The sequence below is a fragment of the Pseudomonas sp. QC2 genome, from assembly GCF_002859085.1.
Classification (GTDB): Bacteria; Pseudomonadota; Gammaproteobacteria; order Pseudomonadales; family Pseudomonadaceae; genus Aquipseudomonas; species Aquipseudomonas petroselini.
In genome coordinates, this window is record NZ_PKKS01000011.1 from 105,105 (window position 1) to 129,295 (window position 24,191).

The window sequence follows — 24,191 nt, forward strand, 5'->3', positions numbered from 1 at the left end:
GATGGGTTAAAGCTCGACTTTGACCCAACTCATCTTCTGGTCCAGCCAATCGGCGAATTCGTCGATAAAGCTCTGCTTGAACCCCGCCTCCGCCCAGTTGTTGAAGATGAATCCCAGGTTGGAAAAACCGCATTCCTGCAGGAACAGGAACCCGTTGATGTCGTCTTCATGCCCACACAGCGGGCAGGTGAAGTTGTCGGTGTGGCCGGGCATCCAGTCTTCCAGGCTTTCGAACAGGGCTTCGCCGACTTCCTTGAGGCATTCCGGGCAACCGGCTTCCTCGAGAAAGCCTTTGGCCGGGGTGTAGATGCAGCGTTTGTAGATGATTTCCAGCCCGTTGATGGGCTCGTTGAACGGCAACGCCTCGGGGTGCAGCACCACGGCGCGGGCGCCATCGGCCAGGGCGTAGGCCATGCGGTTGCCGGTGCGACCGCAGGTGGTCAGCTCTTCCTTGATGATGTTCTTGCGCACCAGCCAACGCACGATCGCCCGGGCGCGGGGTTCGTGGACGGGCAAGGTGGAGATTTTCGGGACAAGGATGCTTTGGGAATTCATGGGAGTCCTGCGGTGTGGCGTCTGGCGTCATCGGGGGCAAGCCCCCTCCCACATTTTTGAAGGGTGAATACCTTCAAAGGTGGGGGGTTTGCCCGCGAAGAGGCCCTGAAGGCTGGCAGCTTAATCCCTGCCCCACACAGGTCAAGTACTCAAATACCGTCCAATCAACGCAATTCCACTGGCGAGCACCAACCATGTCACCAACCGCACAAACGCCTCACGCGACATCCGCATCGTCAACCTGCGCCCACACCACAGCCCGAGCGCCATCGCTGGCAACAGGCACAGCGCCAACATCAGCAACGGCAGATCCCCATACACCCCGGCAATCAAAAACAGGCTCAAGCGCACCACCGTGCTGCAACTGATCAACGCACTTTGGGTGGCACGCGCCGCGTCCTTGGGCAGGCGGCTGTTCAAGTAGATCGCATATAAAAAGCCGCCACTGCCAAACAACGCGCCGAATAAGCCGCCCACCGTCCCCATTGGAATCGACCACCCCGCCGCCAGCTGCGCGGGCCGCGCCTTGACCATCAGGCTGTAGAGCGCATAGGCGCTGATAAACAGGCCCATCAACAGCAGCAACACGTCGGAATGCAGATTGAGCAAAAACACCACACCCAGCGTGCAACCGATGGCCATGCATGGCAGCAATCGCAGCAGCTCCGGCGTGTTCACGTCCCGCCGCGATTGCAGCAAGTTGCCAAACGCCGCGACAAAGTCCAACAGCACCAGCAACGGGATGATTTTCGACAGCGGCATAAATAGAATCAGGACCGGGCCCGCGACCAGCGCAGTGCCGAAACCCGCGATGCCAAACACGATGTAGGCCACCACCACACCCACGCCGATCAGCAGCCAATCCGCACCACCAAACGACCACTGACTCATCAGCTCAACCGGGCTCATGGGGAATTCCTTGTTAGAGACAGTCATCACTTTAGCCATCGGCGAGCGATGCGACTAATATCTTCAAAGCCCTCCACTCATCTCGAAAAGGCATGACGTGTGATTTCCACCCGCCAACTGCGCTACTTCGTCGAAATCGCTGACAGCGGCAGTTTCAGTGCCGCCGCCGAGCGCCTGTTCGTCGCGCAATCGGCCCTGAGTCGACAGATCAAAGCGCTGGAGACCCAGCTGCACACCCCGCTGTTCGAACGCACCGCACGCCAACCGCGACTCACGGCTGCGGGTGAGGCCTTCTATCCGCGTGCACGCAACCTGCTGAGTGAATTACTCAAGGCCAGCGAGATGGCAACCCAAGTGGGCAATGGCGAACTCGGCACGCTGCGCCTGAGCCATTCGAGCACCGTGCCGATCAGCGGCCCGCTGCTGCAAGGTATCAGCACCTGGCTGGAGCGCTGCCCTGGGGTGTCGATGGATATCGTCAAACTGTCCTCCGAAGCGCAGCTGGAAGAAATCGCCGACGGTCGCCTGGAAGTCGGCGTGCTGCGCTTGCCCGTGCTGCGCCAGCGTGAGGGGGTGCGGGTGGTGCCTTTATACAGCGAACAACTGCTGCTGGCGGTGCCGCCCAATCATGCGCTGGCGCGCAGTCCTGCGCCCATCGAGCTGGAGCAATTGCGGGACGAAGCGTTTATCTCGATCCCCCACCCACAACGGGGCGGCCTGAGTTATCTGTCAGCCGAGTTATGCATGCGCGCGGGATTTTTCCCCAAGGCCGCGCGAGTGATGTCGCGCAAGACCACCCAGCTGCAGCTGATCCAGGCCGGCTTCGGCATTGCCTTGTTACCAAAATCCATGCAGGACATTGCCCCGGCCAACGTGCATTTTTTGCCCCTGGCCGACCCGGACTGCCTCAGCACCGTGGCGCTGGCCTGCGCACAGACGCCGAGCGCGCTCGTGGAGCAATTCTGCCAAACCTTGCGCGAATGCCTATAAACTGCCGCCCATGATTAAAGATCGCTCCTCATGATTAAAGACCCGTTTGCCCGACTGGGCCTGGACCGCGAAGTCCTGACTGTCAGCCAGCTCAACGGCCGCGCGCGGGTGTTGCTGGAAGACGTGTTCACCAATATCTGGGTAGAAGGCGAGATCTCCAACCTCGCCCGCCCGGCCTCCGGCCACGTGTATTTCACCCTCAAGGACAGTGGCGCCCAAGTGCGTTGCGCGCTGTTCCGCAATAACGCTGCACGGGTGCGCCAGGCATTGAAAGATGGCCTGGCCGTGAAAGTGCGCGGCAAGGTCTCGCTGTTCGAGGGCCGTGGCGACTACCAGTTGATCCTCGATACCGTCGAGCCAGCCGGTGATGGGGCGTTGCGCCTGGCGTTCGATGCGTTGAAGGAAAAGCTCAGCGCCGAAGGCTTGTTCAGTGCCGAGCGCAAGGTACCGTTGCCTGCGCACCCTCGGCGCATTGGTATTATCAGCTCGCCGACTGGCGCGGTGATTCGCGACATCATCAGCGTGTTCCGCCGTCGGGCGCCGAACATTGAATTGACGCTGATCCCCACCGCCGTGCAAGGCCGCGAAGCCATCCCTCAGATTGTGCGCGCGTTGAAACTGGCGGATGCCCGTGGCTTCGACGCGCTGATCCTGGCCCGTGGCGGCGGCTCACTGGAAGACCTCTGGTGCTTCAACGAGGAAGCGGTGGCCCGTGCTGTGGACGCCTGTATCACGCCCATCGTCAGCGCTGTCGGGCATGAGACCGATGTGTCCATCAGCGATTTCGTGGCGGACGTGCGCGCCCCTACCCCCTCCGCCGCGGCTGAACTGCTCGCGCCAGACGCCAGCCACCTGGTGCGCCAGGTCGAAAACCTGCACCGCCGCCTGGTGATGTTGATGCGCAACCGCCTGAGCCATGACCGCCTGCGCCTGGAAGGCATGGCCCGGCGCCTGCGTCACCCCGGCGAACGCCTGCGCCAACAGGCCCAGCGCCTGGACGACCTGGACATGCGCCTGCGTCGCGCGTTTGAGCGCAGCCTCAATACCCGGCGCGAACGGCTGATCCGCCTGGAAACCCGCCTCGCCGGCCAACACCCAGGCCGTCAACTGGCCCTGCTGCGCCAACGCCTGGAGAGCCTCGCCGAACGCCTGCCTCGCGCCATGCGCGAAGGCCTCAAGGCGCGTCGCCTGCAGCTGCAAAGCCAGGTGCAGACGCTGCACGCGGTCAGCCCGCTGGCGACCCTGGGCCGTGGCTACAGCATCCTGCTGGACGAGCGTGGCCAGGCCATTCGCACTGCCGCGCAGACCCACACCGGACAGCGCCTGACCGCACGCCTCGGTGAGGGCCAATTGCAAGTGCGGGTGGAAGACAACCACCTGACACCCGTCACCCTTTCGTTATTGGATTGATTGATGCCACGTCTATTTAGCCTGTTGATGCTGCTGTGCCTCACGTTTAACGCCCATGCCGACAGCTACATCACCCGCACCCTGAACAAACCGGTGCCAGGGGGTGTGGCCGTGGTCGAGCTGGGCCCTTCGGCCGCCGCACCGAAAGCCACGTACCAAGGCAAGCCGGTGCTGGTGGTGAAAGAGGCGGACAACTGGCTGGCGATTGTCGGCATCCCTCTGACCGTCAAGCCGGGCAACGAGCGCATCAGCAGTGGTGGGCGCAGCCTGCCGTTTATCGTCGGCTACAAGCAGTACCCGGAACAACGCATCACCCTGAAAAACAAAAGCCAGGTGAACCCCGACCCGGCGCAGCTCAAACGCATCGAGGCGGAGCTGGCAGTGCAGATCAAAGCCTACCGCAGCTTCAGCCCGAACCTGCCGAGCAACCTGGTGCTGGACAAACCGGTGAACGGGCCGCTGTCGAGCAAGTTTGGCGTGCGCCGCTTCTTCAACGGTGAAGAGCGCAACCCCCACTCGGGCCTGGACTTTGCCGTGCCCGCCGGTACGCCGATCAAGACGCCGGCGAACGGTAAAGTGATTCTGGTGGGCAACTACTTCTTCAACGGCAACACGGTGTTCGTCGACCATGGCCAGGGCTTTATCAGCATGTTCTGCCACATGTCGAAGATCGACGTGAAAGTGGGCCAGCAACTGGCACGCGGCGCAGTGGTGGGCAAGGTCGGTTCGACGGGCCGCGCGACGGGGCCCCACATGCACTGGAATGTCAGCCTGAACGACGCACGGGTTGACCCGGCGATCTTTATCGGCGCGTTCCAACCCTGAAACGCTCAATTGCGCGCCCGATAATGGGCGCGCAATTAAAACCAGCCTGCCACTCATCCCCAAGCATAAAATCTCGTTTCCTACGCAGATAGAAGAACTTCTCTCAATTTTTAGCGACTGCTTGCCATCTTTCACCCCGGCGGTTAGGGTTGAGCTTATGAAAACCTCTCACACCCTCATTCAGCTCCGCCAGCACCGCAGCCTGTGCCTTGTCAGCGCACGACTGCCAGGCTGAATCGATCTGCCTCGTCCTTACGTTTTATCCCTAAAAACAGTTCTACGGCAGGCCGCCTTTTCTCGGCCCCTACTACAAAGGATTTCCCGATGAGCATGCTCAAAGACCCGTCTTCGAAGTACCGCGCTTTCCCGACCATCGATATCCCGGACCGCACCTGGCCATCGAAGACCATCACCGAAGCGCCGATCTGGTGCAGCTCCGACCTGCGTGATGGCAACCAGTCGTTGATCGAGCCGATGGATGCCGTGAAAAAGCTGCGGTTCTGGAAGACCCTGGTCGCCGTTGGCGTGAAGGAAATCGAAGCGTCGTTCCCGGCCGCCTCGCAAACCGACTTCGACTTCGTACGCACCCTGATCGAAGACAACCACATCCCCGAGGACACCACCATCCAGGTGCTGACCCAGGGCCGTGAAGATTTGATCGCACGGACCTTCGAATCCCTGCGCGGTGCCAAGAAAGCCATCGTGCACTTGTACAACGCCACGTCGCCGTCGTTCCGCCGCATCGTATTCAACCAGGATAAGGAAGGCATCAAGGCCATTGCGGTCAACGCGGCCAAGCTGTTCGTCAAATACGCCGCCCAGCAGCCGGAAACCCAGTGGACCTTCGAATACTCCCCGGAAACCTTCAGCGCCACCGAGCTGGAATTTGCCAAGGAAGTCTGTGACGCGGTGATCGAGGTGTGGAACCCGACGCCTGAGCACAAGATGATCCTCAACCTGCCGGCCACCGTGGAATGCGCCACGCCGAACATCTATGCCGACCAGATCGAATGGTTCGGTCGCCATATCAACCGTCGTGACAGCGTGATCATCAGCCTGCACACCCACAACGACCGTGGCACCGGCGTGGCCGCCACCGAACTGGGCCTGATGGCCGGCGCCGACCGTGTCGAAGGCTGCCTGTTCGGCAACGGCGAGCGTACCGGTAACGTCGACCTCGTCACCGTCGCGCTGAATATGTACACCCAGGGCCTCGACCCGCAACTGGACTTTTCCGACATCGATGGCGTGCGCAAAGTCGTCGAGGAGTGCAACCAGATCCAGGTTCACCCGCGTCACCCATACGTCGGTGACCTGGTGCATACCGCGTTCTCCGGTTCGCACCAGGACGCGATCCGCAAGGGCTTCACACAGCAGAAAGACGACGCGCTGTGGGAAGTGCCGTACTTGCCGATCGACCCAGCCGACATTGGCCGCAGCTACGAAGCGGTGATTCGCGTGAACAGCCAGTCGGGCAAAGGCGGCATCGCCTACCTGCTGGAGCAGGAATACGACATCAGCCTGCCGCGTCGCATGCAGATCGAGTTCAGCCAGGTAGTACAGGCCGAAACCGACCGCGTCGGCCTGGAAATGACCGCACCGCAGATCTACGCCTTGCTGCAGCGTGAATACCTGCAAGCCAACACCCCGTATGCGCTGGTCAGCCATCGCCTGCAGGAAGAGAACGGCAACAGCTTTGTCGAGGTGGAAGTTTCGGGCAAAGGCCAGGGCGAAACCAACCTGCACTGGAAAGGCAAAGGCAACGGCGCGCTGGAAGCGCTGGTGGCGGGCCTGCCGATTGGCGTGGAGATCATGGACTACAACGAACACGCAATCGGTGCGGGCACCAACGCTAAAGCGGCGGCGTACATCGAACTGCGCGTGAACGGCGAGCGCCCGGTGCATGGCGTGGGTATTGATGAAAACATCACCACGGCCAGCTTCAAGGCCCTGTTCAGTGCGCTTAATCGCTCGTTGAGCCAGCAGGAAGCCAAAGCGGCTTAAGCAGTCTGCTTAAATGTGAAAGGCCCCTGGATATGAGTCCAGGGGCCTTTTTTTGGTTTTGTGATGTCTGTGAGGGCCTCATCGGGGGCAAGCTCCCTCCCACATTTTGAATGTATTCACAGATCAACGTGTGGGAGGGGGCTTGCCCCCGATAGCGGTCTGTCAGACAAACTGGAAAGTATCGGCATCCAGGTTCGCCGGAAACCGCGTGCGATACGCCGCCAATTCCGCCGCATCCAGGTTCACCTGGAACACCCCATCCGCCTCCCCCGCACTCAGCAAGGTCTCACCCTGGAAGTCCAACACCTGACTGTCCCCGGTGTAGGCAAACCCCTTCCCGTCCGTCCCCACCCGATTCACCGCCGCCACGTAGCACAGGTTCTCGATGGCCCGCGCCGGCAGCAGGCGGTTCCAGTGCGAGCGCCGCGCTCCGGGCCAGTTGGCGGTGTATAGCAGCAAGTCAGTGTCCTGGGCATCGCGGCTCCACACCGGAAAACGCAGGTCGTAGCAAATCAACGGCCGAATGCGCCAGCCCTTCAATTCGAACTGCACCTGGCGCTCGCCGGGGGTGTAATGGTCGTGCTCGCCGGCCATGCGGAACAGGTGGCGCTTGTCGTAATGCAGCACCTCGCCATCCGGCCGCGCCCACAGCAGGCGGTTGCGGTGGCTGCCGTCGGCGGCCTGGATGATCACACTGCCGGTGATGACCGCGTTGTACTTGGACGCCTGGTTTCGTAACCAGCGATGGGTCGGACCGTTTTCCGGCTCGGCGAGCGTCTCGGATTCCATGGAAAAACCGGTGGTGAACATCTCTGGCAGCACGATCAGGTCGGCGCCTTTGGCTTGCTCCAGCAACAATTCGAAGTGCTCAAGGTTAGCCTGGCGGTCGTGCCAGGCCAGAGTGGTCTGGACCAGGGCGATGTTCAGGTTCGGCAACGCATTCAGATCACGCATAGTTTTTCGGCTGCTTGTTGCAGCGTTTCCTCGCGTTTGGCAAAGCACAGGCGCACCAGGCGCTGGCCTTGGGGTGGGTTCTGGTAGAACACCGAGACCGGGATGGTGGCCACGCCGTGTTCACGTGTCATCCACAGCGACATGGCGACGTCGTCCAAGTCCGGACGGATCTGTGAGTAATCCACCAGTTGGAAGTAGGTGCCGGTGACGCGGGTAAAGCTGAAACGCGATGGCGCCAGTAAGTCACAGAACAGGTCGCGCTTGGCTTGGTAAAAAGCCGGCAGCTCCTCGACATGCTCCGGATGTTCGGCCATGAAGTCGGCCAACGCGTACTGCAACGGGGTGACGCCGCAGAAGTTAACGTATTGGTGGACCTTGCGCAGTTCGGCTGTCAGGGCCGGTGGCGCGACGACGTAGCCGGTTTTCCAGCCGGTGACGTGGTAGGTCTTGCCGAAGGAACTGACCACGAAGGCGCGCTGATAAAGCTCCTCGTGGGCCAGTACGCTGACGTGGGGCACGCCGTCAAATACCAGGTGCTCGTAAACCTCGTCGCTGACCAGGTAGATATCGCGGTCGCGGATCAATGCCGCTAACAGATCAAGCTCGGCGCGACTGATCAGCGCGCCCGTCGGGTTGTGCGGTGTGTTGAGGATGATCATGCGCGTACGCGGCGACAGCGCCGCCTGGATCCTCTCGAAGTCGAGGGCAAAGCCATCCAGGCTCAGTTGCACGTGCACGCAACGGCCACCGGCCAGCTCGACCGAGGGCTCGTAGCTGTCGTAGCACGGGTCAAACACGATGACCTCATCGCCATGACGAATCACCGCTTGAATTGCGCAGAAGATCGCCTCGGTGGCCCCAGGGGTGATGGTCACTTCACTGTCGGCATTGACCGTGGCGCCATAACTGCGGGCGATCTTGGCGGCCACCTGCTGACGCAGCACCGGCAGGCCGGTCATGGGTGCATATTGGTTGTGACCGAGGGCGATATGCTTGCCGACCGCGTCAAGCAAACCCTGAGGGCCATTGAAGTCCGGGAAGCCTTGGGACAGGTTGAGCGCACCGGTTTCGGCGGCGAGTTGCGACATCGTGGTGAAAATCGTCGTGCCGACATTCGGCAGCTTGCTGGTGATCATCGGAGGCCCCTGCAGGTGAGCCCCAAGTTTTAAGCTGCCAGCCGCATCGGGTCAAGGCACAAACCTGCGGGCACAAAAAAGGGCTCATCAAGAGCCCTTTTTGCGAGGTCGGAATCAGCGCTTGTCGCGGCGCTTCTTGTCGGCCTTCTTGTGGTGAGTCATCAAACGACGCTTCTTGTTCACCTGACGGTCCGTCAGTGTGTTCTTGTTGCCTTCGTACGGGTTCTCGCCACCCTTGAACTCGATACGGATCGGCGTACCGACCAGTTTCAAGACACGGCGGTAGGTGTTTTCCAGGTAACGCACGTAGGACTTCGGCACCTTCTCGATCTGGTTACCGTGGATCACGATAATCGGCGGGTTGGCACCGCCCAAGTGGGCGTAACGCAGTTTGATCCGGCGGTTGTTGACCATCGGCGGCGCGTGCTCGCCAACGGCGTCTTCCAGGATCTGGGTGAGGCGGTTGGTCGGCCAGCGGGTAACCGCGGACTTGAACGAGTTCTGCACGGACGCGTAGAGGTTGCCCACGCCGGTACCATGCAGTGCCGAGATAAAGTGAATATCGGCGAACTCGACAAAAAACAGTCGGCGCTGCAGCTCGATCTTGACGAAATCGCGCTCGCTCGGCGTCATGCCGTCCCACTTGTTGATCGCGATGACCAACGCTCGACCGGCTTCCAGGGCAAAGCCCAGCAGGTTGAGGTCGTGGTCCACCACGCCTTCGCGGGCATCCATCACGAAGATCACCACGTTGGCGTCTTTGATCGCTTGCAGGGTTTTGACCACCGAGAACTTTTCAACTTCCTCGTGGATCTTGCCGCGCTTGCGCACACCGGCGGTGTCGATCAGCGTGTACTTCTCGTCGTTACGCTCGAACGGGATGTAGATGCTGTCGCGGGTAGTGCCGGGCTCGTCGTAGACGATGACCCGGTCTTCACCGAGCATGCGGTTGACCAGGGTCGACTTGCCGACGTTAGGGCGACCGATGATGGCGATCTTGATACCGTCTTTTTCACTCGGGCCAGGAATGCGCTTGGCTTCCTCACCTTCGGCGACGATCTCTTCTTCACCCTCTTCCTCCTCATCGTCATCCTTCGGGAAGGTGCTGAGGGCAATTTCCAGCATCTGGGTGATGCCGCGACCGTGGGCACCGGCGACCGGGATCGCGTCGCCCAGGCCCATCGGGCTGAATTCGGCACGGGCCTGCTCAGGATCGATGTTGTCGATCTTGTTGGCGACCAGATAGGAACGCTTGTTGCGCTTGCGCAGGTGCTCGCCGATCATCTGGTCGGCAGCGGTGTAGCCCGCACGGGCATCCACCAGGAACAACACGACATCGGCTTCTTCAATGGCCAGCAGCGACTGCTCGGCCATCTTTTCATCCATGCCATGCTCGTCACCGGAGATACCACCGGTGTCGACAATAATGTAGGAGCGCCCTTGCCACTTTGCCTCACCGTATTGGCGATCACGGGTCAGACCGGACAAGTCGCCGACGATGGCGTCGCGAGTCCTGGTCAGGCGGTTGAACAAGGTGGACTTGCCGACGTTAGGTCGGCCCACCAGGGCGATTACGGGAACCATGCGGCTCTCCACTTCGTTATTTCAGAAAATACAAAAGCCGCTGCAAGGCAGCGGCTGGTGCTCGGGGCAGCATAATCAAATGCCGCATGCCCCGCCGAAGCGGGGCCGCCTGGGTGTTACCCCAAGCATAGTTCTTACTTGATGGTCAGGGCTTCCAGCTTGCCGCTGTTGCCAAACACATAAAGCATGTTACCCACCACCAGCGGACGGGCACGCAGGCCGTCGCTGTCGATACGCTCGCGACCGACGAAGCGACCGTCCACCTGGCTCAGCAGGTGCAGGTAGCCTTCGAAGTCACCTACCGCTACATAGCTGGAGAACACTTCCGGTGCCGACAGTTGACGGCGAGCCAGGGAATCGTTGCTCCACAGTGCAGTGGTGGAACGCTCGTCGACACTTTCAACGGTGCCGGACGCCAGGCTTACGTAGACGCTGCCAAAGCCTTGGGCGACACCGGCGTAGCTGGAAGCATCACGCTGCCAGTTGACGCGGCCGCTCTGCAGGTCCAGCGCCGCAACACGGCCCTGGTAAGTCGCGACGTAGAGGGTTTCACCGGACAGCAGCAAGCCGCCGTCGATGTCCACTACGCGGTCCAGCTCGGAACGACCTTGGGGAATGGCCACACGGGTTTCCCAGGCCGGCACGCCGTTCTGGGTATCCAGGGCGACCACTTTACCGGTCGACAGGCCTGCAACGGCCAGATTATTGGTCACAATCGGACCACTGGTACCGCGCAGCGTCAGCACCGCCGGGGTGCTGTCGTACAACCAACGCTGTTCGCCAGTGCTGGCGTCAAGGCCGATCACACGGTCATCCTGGGTCTGCACCACGACGATATCGCCGTTGGTGGCAGGCGGTGCGAGGACTTCACTGGTCACGCGAGCGCGCCATTTCTCTTCACCGGTGCTGGAATCCAGGGCCACGACTTCGCCTTTCAGCGTGCCGAGCATGACCATGCCGTAACCCACGCCTACGGCGCCGGAGACTGGCAATTCGAGGTCTTTCTTCCACTTCACATCGCCGTTCATGCGATCCATGGAGATCACTACGCCGGTGACGTCAGCGGCCACAATGTTTTCACCGTCGATTGCCGGTACCAACATGTTGTAGGTGTCGCCTTGGCCGTCACCGATGGAGCGGCTCCACTGCTTTTGCAGGATCACTTCTTCCTTGAAGCTGGTCAGCTCGGCCGGAGGCAGTTCTTTTTTACTGTTGCTGCTGCAACCCGCGGCCAGAACGGCCAGAGCCAGCAATGCTGCATGTTTCCAACGGATCACGTCACGCATCCCCTTTGGCCAAGTCGTCCAGCTTGATTTGTAAGCCACCGACCGCCGCTTCATCAGACAGCGCCGCCTTGGCTTTTTGGTACGCAGCATTGGCTTCGTCGGTACGACCCAATTGGACCAACAGGTCGCCCTTGAGCTCTTCGCGAGTGGCTACAAATGCCTTGTCAGCATCGCCGTCGAGCAGTTTGAGTGCTTCGTCAGCCTTGTTCTGTGCCGCCAGTACCTGAGCCAGGCGCTGACGTGCGATTTCACCCAGGGTCGGGTTGGTCGGCTTGTCGGCGATGGCCTTCAGTTCAGCGGCTGCGTCATCCAGCTTGCCGGTGTCGACCGCGACTTTCGCGACGAACAGGCTGCCGTATTGGGCGTAGGTGCTACCGCCGAATTCGTTCTTCAGCTTGCCGGCCAGGTCTGCGACCTGCGCAGGATCAGGCTTGCCGTCCGGCGTCAGGGTGGTTTCCAGCAATTGCTGATAGAGGATCGAGGCGCCTTGGGACTGGTTGGCCTGATACTTGGTCCAGGCTTGCCAGCCGAACACCACCACTAAAGCCAGCAGGCCGCCAGTTACCAGGGGCTTGCCGTTACGCTGCCACCAGTCCTTGAACTCGGCCAGTTGCTCATCATCAGTACTCGACACCCCAATACTCCTTAATCGCTAAATTCGGCTGTTCGACAGCTTCAACCCTGCACGACGCAGGTGGCCAAGTGCGCGGCGAGCGCATCAAAGGCAATGTTCTGTTGCTCGCCCTGGCCACGCAGGGGTTTGAAACCTATCACTTGCTGGGCCAGTTCGTCTTCGCCGAGGATCAGTGCATACAGCGCACCGCTCTTGTCGGCCTTCTTGAATTGGCTCTTGAAGCTGCCGGCGCCGGCATTGATCTGCAGGCGCAGGTTCGGCAGTTGGTCGCGGACTTTTTCGCTCAGGGCCAGGGCCGCCAGTTCGGCCGCCTCGCCAAAGGCGCACAGGTACACGTCCACCTGACGGGAGATCTCTTCCGGGACCTGCTCCAGGGTTTCGAGCAGCAGGATCAGCCGCTCGATGCCCATGGCAAAACCTACGCCCGTGGTCGGCTTGCCGCCCATCTGCTCGACCAGGCCGTCATAGCGGCCACCGGCACACACGGTGCCCTGGGCGCCGAGTTTGTCGGTGACCCACTCGAACACGGTCTTGCTGTAGTAGTCGAGGCCACGCACCAATTTCGGGTTGATCACGTAGGGAATACCGGCCGCATCCAGACGAGCCTTGAGGCCCTCGAAGTGCGTACGGGATTCGTCGTCCAGGTAATCGGCCATTTTTGGCGCGTTGACCAGCACGGCCTGGGTGTCGGCGTTCTTGGTATCGAGGACGCGCAACGGGTTGGTCTTCAGACGGCGCTGGCTGTCCTCGTCCAACTTGTCCAGGTGGGCGGACAGGTACTCAACCAGGGCAACGCGGTAGCGGCCCCGGGATTCGCTGGTGCCCAGGCTGTTGAGTTCAAGCTTGACCGCGTCGCGGATGCCCAACAGGCCCCACAGGCGCCAGGTCAGCACGATCAGCTCGGCGTCGATGTCCGGACCGTCGAGGTTGAACACCTCAAGGCCGATCTGGTGAAACTGGCGATAACGACCTTTCTGCGGGCGCTCGTGGCGGAACATCGGGCCGATGTACCACAGTTTCTGCGGCTGGCCGCCACCGGTGAGGCCATGCTCGAGCACGGCGCGTACGCACGCAGCAGTACCTTCCGGACGCAGGGTCAGGGAGTCGCCGTTACGGTCTTCAAAGGTGTACATCTCTTTTTCGACGATGTCGGTCACTTCACCGATGGAGCGTTTGAACAGCTCGGTGAACTCGACGATCGGCATGCGGATCTGCTTGTAACCGTAGTTATCCAGCAGGCGCGCGACCGTGCTCTCGAAGTAGCGCCACAGTGGCGTCTGCTCCGGCAGGATGTCGTTCATGCCACGAATGGCTTGCAGAGACTTGCTCACATCAAATCCTTAAATTCGTTCTTAGCCGCGCGCGATCAGCGCTGCGTCAGCCGCGACCTTCTGGGCCGCTTTCTCGCGGATCAGCCTTTCGAGCTCATCCACCAGATTGTCATTCGTCAACTTCTGCGACGGCTTGCCGTCGATGTAAATCAGGTTCGGTGTGCCGCCGGTCAGGCCTACGTGCGCCTCTTTGGCTTCGCCCGGCCCGTTGACCACGCAACCGATCACTGCAACATCCAACGGCACCAGCAGGTCTTCGAGGCGGACTTCCAGTTCGTTCATGGTTTTCACCACGTCGAAGTTCTGCCGCGAGCAGCTCGGGCAGGCAATGAAGTTGATGCCACGGGAACGCAAATGCAGGGATTTGAGAATGTCGTAACCGACCTTCACTTCCTCTACCGGGTCTGCCGCCAGGGAGATGCGGATAGTATCGCCAATCCCTTCGGCGAGCAGCATACCGAGACCCACCGCAGATTTCACTGTGCCTGAGCGTAAACCACCCGCTTCAGTGATACCCAGGTGCAACGGCTGCACGATTTCCTTGGCCAGCAGGCGGTAGGCTTCTACCGCCATGAACACATCGGAGGCCTTTACGCTGACCTTGAAGTCCTGGAAATTCAGGCGTTCAAGGTGTTCAACGTGGCGCAATGCCGATTCAACCAGCGCCGCCGGGGTGGGCTCGCCGTATTTCTTTTGCAGGTCTTTTTCCAGCGAACCGGCGTTGACGCCGATACGGATTGGAATGCCGCGATCACGGGCTGCATCCACCACGGCGCGCACACGGTCTTCGCGACCGATGTTGCCCGGGTTGATACGCAGGCAGTCCACACCCAGTTCGGCTACGCGCAGAGCGATCTTGTAGTCGAAGTGAATGTCGGCCACCAACGGCACCTTGACCAGTTGCTTGATGCGACCGAAGGCTTCGGCAGCGTCCATGTCCGGTACAGACACCCGCACGATGTCTACGCCGGCGGCTTCCAGACGGTTGATCTGGGCGACCGTAGCGGCGACGTCATTGGTGTCGCTGTTGGTCATGCTCTGTACCGCGATGGGGGCATCGCCACCCACAGGCACCGAGCCGACCCAGATCTTGCGCGATACGCGACGTTTGATTGGAGATTCGCCGTGCATGACTATTGTCCCAACTTCAGGCGAGCGGTCTCGCCGGTGGTGAACGGCGCCACGTCCACAGGCTGGCCGTTGTAGGCCACTTGCGCGCCACGGGCGAAGCCCAGACGCAGCGTCAAAGGAGGCTTGCCGCCCAAGTCGAGCGTATCTCCCTTACGCTTAAGGCCACTGGCCAGCACTTTGCCGTTGCCATCGGTGACTTGCGTCCAGCAGTCAGCGACGAAGGTAATCTGCACGCGCCCATCACCGGCGATCAACGCAGGGGTAGTGGGTGGCGAAATGGCCGGCGCGCTTGGCGTGGCAGTCGCAGGCGCCTGCACGGGAGCGGCCGGTGTATGCGCCTGGGCAACCGGGGCAGCCGGTGTTTGTGCGGGTGCCGCCGGGGTCGTAGGGGCGGTGGCGGAAGCGGCTGTTTCCGGCGCTGGCTGCTCGGTAGCAAGCGGCGCTTCAGGGGCGGCCTGACCTTCGACAACCGCCTGGTCTTCCGGCTCATCCAGCGGATGAATCTGCGTGGTGCCGTCGGCGCTTTCGACTTCGACGTGCTCCATGGCGTTACTGGTCAGGTCCTTGGTGCGCTGGGAGGCCTGGTCTTGCCACCAGACAAAGCCACCGCCAATGACCGCGATCAGCAGCAACAGGCTGACAATTCGCAAAATCGTGTGGGAAACCCGTACCGGTTCTTCAATACGACCCAGGCCATGGACATTACTGCCCTGGGAGTCGGTACCGGTGAACTGGTCGAACTCCTGGACCAGCACGGTCTGGTCAATGCCCAGCAACTTGGCGTAGGCGCGGATATAGCCGCGGGCGAAAGTATGCCCAGGCAGCTTATCGAACGCGCCGGCTTCCAGGTTGCCAAGGGACGTGGTGGTCAAATTGAGCTTGAGGGCCACTTCCGCCAGCGACCAACCATTGCTTTCGCGGGCCTGACGCAAGGTGTCGCCTGGGTTTACGCGATTAGCTGCTACAACTTCCGGGTGCGCCGCTTTCATCATTGCTCCGACAGGTATTGCTGATATTCCGGCGTACCGGGATAGAGTCGTTCGAGTTGCTGGCCAAAACGTGCGGCCGTGTCGCGTTCTTCATGAACCGTCGCCAGGCGCACACCGAGCAATAGACTACGTGCATTTTGCCCACTGAGCAGGCTAAAACGCTCGTAATAGTCACGTGCCGGCACATAATGCCTGTCTTCGTAGGACAACTCAGCCATTTCGAGCAATGCGCGAGGCTGGCGACCGTTCAAGTGCAGGGCTTTTTCCAGCTGTCGGCGGGCGCTGTCGCGCTGGCCGAGGCGCATCGAGGTCACCCCAAGGTTCTCGAATACCCGAGAGCGCTCAGGATAGAGGGTATCGGCGCTGGCTTGCTGGAAATAAAGGGCGGCCTGGTCATACCGTTTTTGCTCGAACAGGAAGCTGCCGTAATTGTTCAGCAGCCGCGGGTCGGCAGGACGGGAGGCCAGGGCCTTGTGAAAATACTGTTCGGCCAGCTCAGGCTCGGCCTGGGCCTGGAACACCAGGGCCAGTGCGGCATTGGCGTCGGCATCGTCGCTGTCCAGCTCAAGGGCCTTTTTCAGCGGAACCTTGGCCTGCTCGCTCATGCCTTGCCGAAGGTAACCCAAGCCCAATTGCACATAGGCAACTCGCGCCTCATCACGGCCTTTACCGGTTTGCAAAGGGCTGTCATGGCCCGATGAAACACAACCGGCCGCAAGGCCGGTAACAAGCAACAGCAGCGCAAGGCGCAAGGGCATAGAGATCCTCTCTCAGATTCGATTCACAGCAATTTGCGGCAGATCGTCGGCGGCGTTCAATTCACGCACGGCGATATAACGCTCGCTGCGGCGGGTGCGGTCCATCACCTGCCCTACCAATTGGCCACAGGCGGCGTCGATGTCTTCACCACGGGTGGTGCGTACGGTGACGTTGTAGCCGGCCTGGTGCAGTTGATCCTGGAAACGGCGGATGGCGTTGTTGCTCGGCCGCTCGTAGCCAGAATGTGGAAACGGGTTAAACGGAATCAGGTTGATCTTGCACGGGGTGTTCTTGAGCAACTCGATCATCTCGACCGCGTGTTCGACCTTGTCGTTGATGTCCTTGAGCATGGTGTACTCAATGGTCAGCACGCGTTTCTCACCCAAGGTCGCCATATAACGCTGGCAAGATTCGAGCAGCATCTTAAGCGGATACTTCTTGTTGATCGGCACCAATTGGTTACGCAATGCGTCATTGGGTGCGTGCAGCGACAACGCCAGGGAGACGTCGATGTGCTTGGCCAGCTCATCGATCATCGGTACCACGCCGGAGGTCGACAGGGTCACACGGCGCTTGGAGATGCCGTAGCCTAGGTCGTCCATCATCAGGTGCATGGCCGCAATCACGTTGTCGAAGTTCAGCAGCGGCTCACCCATGCCCATCATCACCACGTTGGTGATGGCACGGTCGACGGTCGCCGGGACGCTGCCAAAGGATTTGTTGGCAATCCACACTTGGCCGATGACTTCGGCGGCGGTGAGGTTGCTATTGAAGCCTTGCTTGCCGGTGGAGCAGAAACTGCAGTCCAGGGCACAGCCTGCCTGGGACGAAACGCACAAAGTACCGCGCTTGCCCTGGGGAATGTAGACGGTCTCGACGCAGCTGCCGGACGCCACGCGCACCACCCACTTACGGGTGCCATCGCTGGAGATATCCTCGCTGACCACTTCAGGACCACGGACCTCAGCAATGGCCTTGAGCTTGTCGCGCAGGGCCTTGCTGACGTTCGTCATGGCGTCGAAATCGTCGACGCCAAAGTGGTGAATCCACTTCATTACCTGACCGGCACGGAAACGCTTCTCCCCGATTGAGTCGAAGAATTTCTCCATTTCCGGCTGGGTCAGACCCAGCAGGTTGGTTTTAACAGTCGATGTAGTCATGGATTCACCCTCACTCTTTAAGCCGATGCTTAGCGAGCGGTTACTTCAGTAGCGGCGAAGAAGTACGAGATTTCGCGAGCAGCAGCAGCTTCGGAGTCCGAACCGTGTACAGCGTTGGCGTCGATGGACTCAGCGAAGTCAGCACGGATGGTGCCGGCAGCGGCTTCTTTAGGGTTGGTAGCGCCCATCAGTTCGCGGTTCAAAGCGATAGCGTTTTCGCCTTCCAGAACCTGAACAACAACAGGACCGGAGATCATGAAGGCAACCAGGTCGCCGAAGAAGCCACGAGCGCTGTGCTCAGCGTAGAAGCCTTCAGCTTCAGCCTTGGACAGTTGCTTGAGTTTCGAAGCTACAACCTTCAGGCCGGCTTTTTCGAAACGAGTGGTGATCTCGCCGATGACGTTTTTTGCAACAGCGTCAGGCTTGATGATGGAGAAAGTACGTTGAACAGCCATGGTGTAACTCCAGAAACGGTAATTTACGAAAAATTAAACCCGCGAATTATACGCGGGTTATTGGGTATTGCCTAACTGCGTAAGGGAGGCGTCAGTCCTGCTCTTCTTTCCAGGCAGTCTGGATGGCCTCCAGGACCTTTTCACCGCCACGATCCCGCTCATCTTCAAACCCTGGCAACGCCATGACCATGTCACGCAAAGCTACAAAGTTCAGGGAATAAGGATCCAGACCCGGGTTGCCGTCGGCCAACAGGATAGCGATCTCTTGCACATCAACCCATTTAAGACTCATGACACTTCCTTGAATCAATGCGGCGCTTCGGCTGCATGGTTGAGGGAATATTTCGGGATTTCGACGGTGATGTCTTCAGTTCCGACCTTTGCCTGACAGCTTAGACGCGAAGTCGCTTCCAAGCCCCACGCACGGTCAAGAAAGTCCTCTTCCAGCTCATCGGCCTCTTCAAGGCTGTTGAAGCCCTCGCGAATGACGCAATGACAGGTGGTGCAGGCGCACACACCGCCGCAGGCGCTTTCGATTTCGATGTGGTTGTCATGGGCAACTTCGAGGATGGACTTGCCGGTCTCAGCCTCCACGACCATACCATCCGGGCAATGCTCGGCGTGTGGCAGAAAAATGACCTGCGGCATTAATTATTCCTCGAGTTCATTCAGGTTGCGCCCCGCCAGGGCGGCTTTTACCGACTGGTCCATACGGCGGGCAGCAAAAGCATCGGTCACTTGCGACAGACGCTTGGTCTGTTGCTCGATGGCGTAGCCATCGGTGCCTTTTATCAGTTCGGCCAGTTCCTGCATCTGCAGGTCAATAACCATGCGCTCTTCGGCGTCCAGCAGGCGCTCGCCGTCAACATCCAGGGCCCCCTGCACGGCTTCGAGCAGGCGCTGGGCGTCGACTTGCTGCTCACGCAGTACGCGGGCGACCTTGTCGTCACCGGCGTATTGGAACGAATCCTTGAGCATCTTGGCGATTTCGCCGTCGGTAAGGCCGTAGGACGGCTTGACCTGGATGCTGGCTTCAACGCCCGAGGCCAATTCGCGCGCAGCGACACTGAGCAGGCCATCGGCGTCGACCTGGTAGGTCACGCGGATCTTCGCGGCACCGGCCACCATCGCCGGAATGCCGCGCAATTCAAAGCGCGCCAGGGAGCGGCAGTCGCTGATCAGCTCGCGCTCGCCTTGCAGCACATGAATCATCATGGCCGTCTGGCCATCTTTGTACGTGGTGAAATCCTGGGCGCGGGCGACGGGGATGGTGGTGTTGCGTGGAATCACCTTCTCCATCAAGCCACCCATGGTTTCCAGCCCCAGAGACAGCGGAATCACGTCGAGCAACAGCAGTTCGCCACCATCACGCTTGTTACCGGCCAAGGTATCGGCCTGGATGGCGGCACCGATGGCGACCACTTGATCCGGGTCGATTTCAGTCAGCGGCTGGCGACCAAAGGCCTCAGCCACGGCATCACGAACGCGCGGAACGCGGGTGGAACCGCCGACCATGACCACGGCACCGACGTCTTCCAGCTCAACACCGGAATCACGCACGGCACGGCGGCAAGCTTTCAGGCTGCGAGCGACCATCGGTTCGATCAACGCATCGAAGGCTTCGCGAGTCAGCTGGGCCGACCAGGTGCCGTAGGACACTTCAACAGTTGCAGCATCCGTCAGCGCTTCTTTGGCGGCACAGGCGGTTTGCAGCAGATTACGCTGCGCGCCTGGGTCCAGGTCGGCCGACAAGCCGGCACTGCTGATGATCCAGCCCGCGATGGCGTGATCGAAGTCATCGCCACCCAAGGCGCTGTCACCACCGGTGGCCAGCACTTCAAAGACACCGCCGGTCAGGCGCAGGATCGAAATATCAAAGGTACCGCCGCCCAGATCGTAAATCGCGACCAGGCCTTCGGCGTGCTGGTCCAGGCCATAAGCTACTGCAGCAGCGGTCGGCTCGTTGAGCAGGCGCAACACGTTCAGGCCGGCGAGTTTCGCCGCGTCCTTGGTCGCCTGGCGCTGGGCGTCATCGAAATACGCCGGAACGGTGATCACCGCACCCACCAATTCGCCGCCCAGAGTGGTTTCTGCACGCTGGCGCAGCACCTTGAGGATATCGGCCGACACTTCCACCGGGCTTTTCGGGCCCTGGACGGTGTCGATGAACGGCATATGGGATTCACCGCCGACAAAGCGGTACGGCAGTTGGTCGCCCAGTTGCTTGACGTCGGACAGACCACGACCCATCAAGCGCTTGACCGACAGCACGGTATTCAAAGGATCGGCAGAGGCCGCCAACTTGGCCGACTCGCCCACTTCGATGCGATCAGCGTGATAACGCACGGCAGACGGCAGAATCACTTGGCCATCAGCGTCGGGCAGCGGCTCGGACAGGCCGCTGCGCAAGGCAGCAACCAGGGAATTGGTGGTGCCCAGGTCAATCCCCACCGCCAGGCGACGCTGGTGCGGTTGAGGGCTTTGGCCGGGTTCGGCGATTTGCAGTAATGCCATGGTAATCAGGTCTTATCTGTCTATCAGGCGTGCATCACGGGCAGCACACTGGGTTAATCGTCGAGGCGCTCTTCTAGCTGGCGCACTTCGTAGGTGAGCTTGTCGAGGAACTGCATGCGCCGCATCAGGCGTTCGGCCTGTTCGCGTTGCGCTGCATCATTCCAACAAGCTGCGAAGCTTTCGTTGAGCTCATCCTGGGCCGTTTTCAGACGACGCTTGAAGACTGCGACACCCGCCACATCGGCTTCGTCCTGCAAGTCTTCGAGTTCTTCGCGCCACTGCATCTGCTGCATCAGGAAGTCCGGGTCGTGCACCGTGACTTCAATCGGCACCTCGCCACCATTCATTGCGAGCAGATAGCGCGCACGTTTGGGCGGGTTTTTCAGCGTCTGATAGGCCTCATTGAGGCTGGCCGATTTCTCCAGCGCCAGGCGTTGCTCACGCTCGGAAGCGTCAGCGAAGCGGTCCGGATGCACCCCACGCGCCAGTTCTCGGTAGCGCGTGGCAAGCTGCTCGAGGTCCAGCCGAAAGCTCGGCTGCAGCTCGAATAAAGCGAAATGACAAGGAGTACCCACGTATAGCCTCAGATGTTGAAGCTTTCGCCGCAGCCACATTCACCGCGTACGTTGGGGTTGTTGAACTTGAAGCCTTCGTTCAACCCTTCCTTGACGAAATCGAGTTCGGTGCCGTCCAGGTAGGTCAGGCTTTTAGGGTCGATGATCACTTTCTCGCCGTGACTTTCGAACACCTGATCCTCTTCAACCACCTCGTCGACAAACTCCAGCACGTAGGCAAGGCCGGAACAGCCCGTGGTGCGAACACCCAGACGAATCCCCTCACCTTTACCGCGCCCATTCAGGGAGCGGCGAATGTGCTGCGCAGCCGCTTCTGTCATGCTGATAGCCATCGTTGACTCCTTACTCGTCGCCAAATGCTTAGATCAAGCCTTTCTTCTGCTTGTAGTCGCGAACGGCCGCCTTGATGGCGTCTTCAGCGAGTACGGAGCAGTGGATTTTCACTGGCGGCAGGGCCAGTTCTTCGGCCAGCTGGGTGTTGCTGATAGTGACAGCCTCATCCAGGGTCTTGCCTTTCATCCATTCAGTCGCCAGGGAGCTGGAGGCGATGGCCGAACCGCAGCCGTAGGTCTTGAACTTGGCGTCTTCGATAACGCCAGCGTCGTTGACTTTGATCTGCAGGCGCATCACATCGCCGCACGCCGGAGCGCCGACCATGCCGGTGCCGACATCAGGGTCTTCCGCGTTCATCTTGCCGACGTTGCGCGGGTTTTCGTAGTGGTCGATGACCTTTTCGCTGTAAGCCATGGTACTGAATCCTCACTCATCAGGGCCGCTCTGGAACCCTGTAGAAACGCCTGCGTTTTCCGCCACGTTGCTACAGAGCTGGGGTGGCGGCTTCTATAGTTAGTGTGCCGCCCACTCGATCTTGGAAATGTCGACACCGTCTTTGTACATGTCCCACAGCGGCGACAGTACACGCAGCTTGTTGACGGCTTCGCAGACTTTCTGCGCGGCGTAGTCGACTTGTTCTTCGGTGGTGAAGCGGCCGAACGTAAAGCGGATCGAGCTGTGTGCCAGTTCGTCGTTGCGGCCCAGGGCACGCAGTACATACGAAGGCTCAAGGGACGCCGAGGTGCAGGCCGAACCGGACGAAACCGCCAGGTCCTTGAGCGCCATGATCAGCGACTCGCCTTCGACGTAGTTGAAGCTCAAATTCAGGTTGTGCGGTACGCGGGCAGTCATGCTGCCATTGATGTACAGCTCTTCAAGGTTTTCGACCTGCTTGTAGAAGCGGTCGCTCAGGGCCTTGATGCGCACGTTTTCGGCAGCCATGTCTTCTTTGGCTACGCGGAAGGCTTCGCCCATGCCGACGATCTGGTGGGTCGCCAGGGTGCCCGAACGCATGCCGCGCTCGTGACCGCCGCCGTGCATGGTGGCTTCGATGCGCACGCGTGGCTTGCGGCTCACGTACAGGGCGCCGATGCCTTTAGGGCCGTAGGTCTTGTGGGCGGAGAACGACATCAGGTCGACTTTCAGTTTCGACAGGTCGATGTCGACCTTGCCGGTGGACTGAGCAGCGTCGACGTGCAACAGAATGCCCTTGGAACGGGTCAGTTCGCCGATGGCTGCGATGTCGTTGATGGTGCCGATTTCGTTGTTCACGTGGATCACGGAAACCAGGATGGTGTCTTCACGCAGCGCGGCTTCGATCATGGCCGGAGTGACGATACCGTCGGTGGTCGGCTCGAGGTAGGTGACCTCAAAACCTTCACGCTCCAGTTGGCGCATGGTGTCGAGGACAGCCTTGTGCTCAATCTTGGTGGTGATCAGGTGCTTGCCTTTGGTCGCATAGAAATGCGCCGCGCCCTTGATAGCCAGGTTGTCGGACTCGGTGGCACCGGAGGTCCAGACGATTTCACGCGGATCGGCGTTGACCAGGTCGGCGACCTGGCGACGAGCGTTCTCGACCGCTTCCTCGGCTTTCCAGCCGAACACGTGGGAACGGGAGGCTGGGTTGCCGAAGTTTCCGTCAACCAGCAGGCATTCGCTCATCTTTTGCGCGACACGCGGATCAACCGGGGTGGTCGCTGAGTAATCAAGGTAAATCGGCAATTTCATGGACTTTCTCCTAAATCAGGCTGGCTGGCGTGCCGTTAGCTCTTCGGCTGTCACTCGACGGCGGACGCTTCGATCTTGTCCAGACGCGGCGCCTTGGTGTTGCAACGGCGCTGGTCCTGACGCTGGGCTACTTCTTGCACCTCACGGCGAGTCACAAGATCAGCCAAGCTGATACCACTCAAAAACTCATGGATCTGCAGGCTCAGGTCACACCACAAGTGGTGCGTCAGGCAGGTGTCGCCGGCGTGGCAGTCACCCAGCCCCTGGCATTTGGTCGCGTCGACGGATTCGTTGACTGCGTCGATCACCTGGGCTACCTGGATGCCCTGCATGTCGCGGGACAGTTGATAGCCGCCGCCTGGCCCACGAACGCTGGAAACCAGATTGCTGCGGCGCAACTTGGCGAACAGCTGCTCAAGGTAGGACAGGGAAATGCCTTGGCGCTCGGAGATATCGGCCAGGGACACCGGCCCAGTTTGCGCGTGCAAAGCCAGGTCAAGCATGGCGGTCACCGCGTATCGGCCTTTTGTAGTCAGTCTCATGGACAAGTACCAAGGTGTTTCAGAATGGGAGCGAGTATGCGATTCCCGAGTATTTAAGTCAACTATAAGACCTAGTGCTTTAGTCGGGATTACCCGTAAAAAGGGCGCGCGAATCATAGCAGGATGGGGTGGGGACGAACAGCGGGGATAAGGCCAAGCAGGAATCTCAACCCCTATGGAGGTCATCATGTGGGAGGGGGCTTGCCCCCGATGACAGTGCAGCAGCCAATAAATCTGTGGCTGACACACCGCTATCGGGGGCAAGCTGAACTGGCCTAATGATTTTGGACACTTCAATCGGGCGCTATGATAGCGCCCAAATCTGAGGTGTTTGGATATGCGTAAATCTTATTCGAGTGAGTTCAAGCTCAAGGCTGCCAGCATGGT

Annotated in this window: 25 protein-coding genes; 4 read left to right on the plus strand and 21 right to left on the minus strand. The window is 60.2% G+C overall.

What is annotated here, in order from left to right:
• Positions 1-6: 6 nt before the first annotated feature.
• Positions 7-555: a hypothetical protein gene (locus QCBJ_RS11560; protein ID WP_015885727.1), complete on the minus strand. Its 549-nt coding sequence runs from the start codon at positions 553-555 to the stop codon at positions 7-9.
• A 141-nt stretch (positions 556-696) separates the two neighbouring features.
• Positions 697-1,464 carry a sulfite exporter TauE/SafE family protein gene (locus QCBJ_RS11565; RefSeq protein ID WP_102060856.1) on the minus strand — a complete coding sequence of 256 codons (768 nt, stop codon included), beginning with the start codon at positions 1,462-1,464 and terminating at the stop codon, positions 697-699.
• A gap of 99 nt (positions 1,465-1,563) precedes the next feature.
• Here QCBJ_RS11565 and QCBJ_RS11570 point away from each other — a divergent pair, with 99 nt between their 5' ends.
• From QCBJ_RS11570 to leuA, 4 genes are all read left to right on the plus strand, one after another.
• Positions 1,564-2,454, plus strand: a complete 891-nt coding sequence (locus tag QCBJ_RS11570; protein WP_102060857.1) for a LysR family transcriptional regulator — start codon at positions 1,564-1,566, stop codon at positions 2,452-2,454.
• Positions 2,455-2,484: 30 nt separating this feature from the next.
• Positions 2,485-3,864: an exodeoxyribonuclease VII large subunit gene (xseA, locus tag QCBJ_RS11575; protein ID WP_102060858.1), complete on the plus strand. Its 1,380-nt coding sequence runs from the start codon at positions 2,485-2,487 to the stop codon at positions 3,862-3,864.
• 3 nt (positions 3,865-3,867) lie between these two features.
• The gene (locus QCBJ_RS11580) at positions 3,868-4,689 is read left to right on the plus strand and encodes a M23 family metallopeptidase (RefSeq protein ID WP_015885731.1); all 822 of its coding nucleotides are present in this window, start codon (positions 3,868-3,870) and stop codon (positions 4,687-4,689) included.
• 324 nt (positions 4,690-5,013) lie between these two features.
• Positions 5,014-6,693: a 2-isopropylmalate synthase gene (gene leuA / locus QCBJ_RS11590; protein WP_015885732.1), complete on the plus strand. Its 1,680-nt coding sequence runs from the start codon at positions 5,014-5,016 to the stop codon at positions 6,691-6,693.
• A gap of 162 nt (positions 6,694-6,855) precedes the next feature.
• On the opposite strand, the gene QCBJ_RS11595 is transcribed toward leuA, so the two are convergent.
• From QCBJ_RS11595 to iscR, 19 genes are all read right to left on the minus strand, one after another.
• The gene (locus QCBJ_RS11595) at positions 6,856-7,647 is read right to left on the minus strand and encodes an amidohydrolase (RefSeq protein WP_102060859.1); all 792 of its coding nucleotides are present in this window, start codon (positions 7,645-7,647) and stop codon (positions 6,856-6,858) included.
• Complete coding sequence (locus QCBJ_RS11600) at positions 7,635-8,783, minus strand: pyridoxal phosphate-dependent aminotransferase (RefSeq protein ID WP_102060860.1); 1,149 nt, start codon at positions 8,781-8,783, stop codon at positions 7,635-7,637. The genes QCBJ_RS11595 and QCBJ_RS11600 overlap by 13 nt, the downstream gene beginning before the upstream one ends.
• A 114-nt stretch (positions 8,784-8,897) precedes the next feature.
• The gene (der, locus tag QCBJ_RS11605) at positions 8,898-10,367 is read right to left on the minus strand and encodes a ribosome biogenesis GTPase Der (protein ID WP_043205850.1); all 1,470 of its coding nucleotides are present in this window, start codon (positions 10,365-10,367) and stop codon (positions 8,898-8,900) included.
• Between the two features lie 134 nt (positions 10,368-10,501).
• On the minus strand, positions 10,502-11,653 hold the full coding sequence (bamB, locus tag QCBJ_RS11610) for an outer membrane protein assembly factor BamB (RefSeq protein WP_064053760.1): 1,152 nt from the start codon (positions 11,651-11,653) through the stop codon (positions 10,502-10,504).
• Positions 11,646-12,287 carry a YfgM family protein gene (locus QCBJ_RS11615; protein WP_015885737.1) on the minus strand — a complete coding sequence of 214 codons (642 nt, stop codon included), beginning with the start codon at positions 12,285-12,287 and terminating at the stop codon, positions 11,646-11,648. Before QCBJ_RS11615 ends, bamB begins: the two co-directional genes overlap by 8 nt.
• A 41-nt stretch (positions 12,288-12,328) precedes the next feature.
• A complete protein-coding gene (gene hisS / locus QCBJ_RS11620) occupies positions 12,329-13,618 on the minus strand; it encodes a histidine--tRNA ligase (protein ID WP_064053761.1) in 1,290 nt (429 codons plus the stop codon).
• 21 nt (positions 13,619-13,639) lie between these two features.
• Complete coding sequence (ispG, locus tag QCBJ_RS11625; RefSeq protein WP_015885739.1) at positions 13,640-14,749, minus strand: flavodoxin-dependent (E)-4-hydroxy-3-methylbut-2-enyl-diphosphate synthase; 1,110 nt, start codon at positions 14,747-14,749, stop codon at positions 13,640-13,642.
• A 2-nt stretch (positions 14,750-14,751) separates the two neighbouring features.
• Positions 14,752-15,738: a RodZ family helix-turn-helix domain-containing protein gene (locus QCBJ_RS11630; RefSeq protein ID WP_093543288.1), complete on the minus strand. Its 987-nt coding sequence runs from the start codon at positions 15,736-15,738 to the stop codon at positions 14,752-14,754.
• Entirely contained in the window at positions 15,738-16,496 is a 759-nt protein-coding gene (pilW, locus tag QCBJ_RS11635; protein WP_015885741.1) for a type IV pilus biogenesis/stability protein PilW, read from the minus strand. Before pilW ends, QCBJ_RS11630 begins: the two co-directional genes overlap by 1 nt.
• A gap of 12 nt (positions 16,497-16,508) precedes the next feature.
• The gene (rlmN, locus tag QCBJ_RS11640; protein ID WP_003238464.1) at positions 16,509-17,657 is read right to left on the minus strand and encodes a 23S rRNA (adenine(2503)-C(2))-methyltransferase RlmN; all 1,149 of its coding nucleotides are present in this window, start codon (positions 17,655-17,657) and stop codon (positions 16,509-16,511) included.
• 29 nt (positions 17,658-17,686) lie between these two features.
• Positions 17,687-18,112, minus strand: coding sequence for a nucleoside-diphosphate kinase (ndk, locus tag QCBJ_RS11645; protein WP_003175956.1), 426 nt, complete (start codon positions 18,110-18,112; stop codon positions 17,687-17,689).
• Positions 18,113-18,203: 91 nt separating this feature from the next.
• Positions 18,204-18,404 carry a Fe-S cluster assembly protein IscX gene (iscX, locus tag QCBJ_RS11650; RefSeq protein WP_043205852.1) on the minus strand — a complete coding sequence of 67 codons (201 nt, stop codon included), beginning with the start codon at positions 18,402-18,404 and terminating at the stop codon, positions 18,204-18,206.
• A 14-nt stretch (positions 18,405-18,418) separates the two neighbouring features.
• Positions 18,419-18,760 (minus strand): ISC system 2Fe-2S type ferredoxin, encoded by a 342-nt coding sequence (gene fdx / locus QCBJ_RS11655; RefSeq protein ID WP_015885743.1) that lies wholly within the window; start codon positions 18,758-18,760, stop codon positions 18,419-18,421.
• Between the two features lie 3 nt (positions 18,761-18,763).
• Entirely contained in the window at positions 18,764-20,626 is a 1,863-nt protein-coding gene (gene hscA / locus QCBJ_RS11660; protein ID WP_102060861.1) for a Fe-S protein assembly chaperone HscA, read from the minus strand.
• Between the two features lie 53 nt (positions 20,627-20,679).
• A complete protein-coding gene (gene hscB / locus QCBJ_RS11665) occupies positions 20,680-21,201 on the minus strand; it encodes a co-chaperone HscB (protein ID WP_046035232.1) in 522 nt (173 codons plus the stop codon).
• Positions 21,202-21,209: 8 nt separating this feature from the next.
• Positions 21,210-21,533, minus strand: a complete 324-nt coding sequence (gene iscA / locus QCBJ_RS11670; protein WP_003209680.1) for an iron-sulfur cluster assembly protein IscA — start codon at positions 21,531-21,533, stop codon at positions 21,210-21,212.
• Positions 21,534-21,561: 28 nt separating this feature from the next.
• Entirely contained in the window at positions 21,562-21,948 is a 387-nt protein-coding gene (gene iscU / locus QCBJ_RS11675; protein WP_003175965.1) for a Fe-S cluster assembly scaffold IscU, read from the minus strand.
• Positions 21,949-22,047: 99 nt separating this feature from the next.
• On the minus strand, positions 22,048-23,262 hold the full coding sequence (locus QCBJ_RS11680; RefSeq protein WP_010207898.1) for an IscS subfamily cysteine desulfurase: 1,215 nt from the start codon (positions 23,260-23,262) through the stop codon (positions 22,048-22,050).
• A gap of 50 nt (positions 23,263-23,312) precedes the next feature.
• A complete protein-coding gene (iscR, locus tag QCBJ_RS11685) occupies positions 23,313-23,804 on the minus strand; it encodes a Fe-S cluster assembly transcriptional regulator IscR (protein ID WP_003194020.1) in 492 nt (163 codons plus the stop codon).
• Positions 23,805-24,191: the final 387 nt, after the last annotated feature.

Coding starts and splice junctions, on each gene's coding strand:
- iscA (WP_003209680.1), bottom strand. CDS start 21,533: ATGGCTATCAGCATGACAGAAGCGGCTGCGCAGCACATTCGCCGCTCC.
- QCBJ_RS11600 (WP_102060860.1), bottom strand. CDS start 8,783: ATGATCACCAGCAAGCTGCCGAATGTCGGCACGACGATTTTCACCACG.
- QCBJ_RS11580 (WP_015885731.1), top strand. CDS start 3,868: ATGCCACGTCTATTTAGCCTGTTGATGCTGCTGTGCCTCACGTTTAAC.
- QCBJ_RS11680 (WP_010207898.1), bottom strand. CDS start 23,262: ATGAAATTGCCGATTTACCTTGATTACTCAGCGACCACCCCGGTTGAT.
- iscU (WP_003175965.1), bottom strand. CDS start 21,948: ATGGCTTACAGCGAAAAGGTCATCGACCACTACGAAAACCCGCGCAAC.
- fdx (WP_015885743.1), bottom strand. CDS start 18,760: ATGCCGCAGGTCATTTTTCTGCCACACGCCGAGCATTGCCCGGATGGT.
- hscA (WP_102060861.1), bottom strand. CDS start 20,626: ATGGCATTACTGCAAATCGCCGAACCCGGCCAAAGCCCTCAACCGCAC.
- rlmN (WP_003238464.1), bottom strand. CDS start 17,657: ATGACTACATCGACTGTTAAAACCAACCTGCTGGGTCTGACCCAGCCG.
- xseA (WP_102060858.1), top strand. CDS start 2,485: ATGATTAAAGACCCGTTTGCCCGACTGGGCCTGGACCGCGAAGTCCTG.
- QCBJ_RS11565 (WP_102060856.1), bottom strand. CDS start 1,464: ATGAGCCCGGTTGAGCTGATGAGTCAGTGGTCGTTTGGTGGTGCGGAT.
- pilW (WP_015885741.1), bottom strand. CDS start 16,496: ATGCCCTTGCGCCTTGCGCTGCTGTTGCTTGTTACCGGCCTTGCGGCC.
- iscR (WP_003194020.1), bottom strand. CDS start 23,804: ATGAGACTGACTACAAAAGGCCGATACGCGGTGACCGCCATGCTTGAC.
- QCBJ_RS11630 (WP_093543288.1), bottom strand. CDS start 15,738: ATGAAAGCGGCGCACCCGGAAGTTGTAGCAGCTAATCGCGTAAACCCA.
- QCBJ_RS11595 (WP_102060859.1), bottom strand. CDS start 7,647: ATGCGTGATCTGAATGCGTTGCCGAACCTGAACATCGCCCTGGTCCAG.
- leuA (WP_015885732.1), top strand. CDS start 5,014: ATGAGCATGCTCAAAGACCCGTCTTCGAAGTACCGCGCTTTCCCGACC.
- iscX (WP_043205852.1), bottom strand. CDS start 18,404: ATGAGTCTTAAATGGGTTGATGTGCAAGAGATCGCTATCCTGTTGGCC.
- ndk (WP_003175956.1), bottom strand. CDS start 18,112: ATGGCTGTTCAACGTACTTTCTCCATCATCAAGCCTGACGCTGTTGCA.
- der (WP_043205850.1), bottom strand. CDS start 10,367: ATGGTTCCCGTAATCGCCCTGGTGGGCCGACCTAACGTCGGCAAGTCC.
- bamB (WP_064053760.1), bottom strand. CDS start 11,653: ATGCGTGACGTGATCCGTTGGAAACATGCAGCATTGCTGGCTCTGGCC.
- ispG (WP_015885739.1), bottom strand. CDS start 14,749: ATGCACGGCGAATCTCCAATCAAACGTCGCGTATCGCGCAAGATCTGG.
- QCBJ_RS11560 (WP_015885727.1), bottom strand. CDS start 555: ATGAATTCCCAAAGCATCCTTGTCCCGAAAATCTCCACCTTGCCCGTC.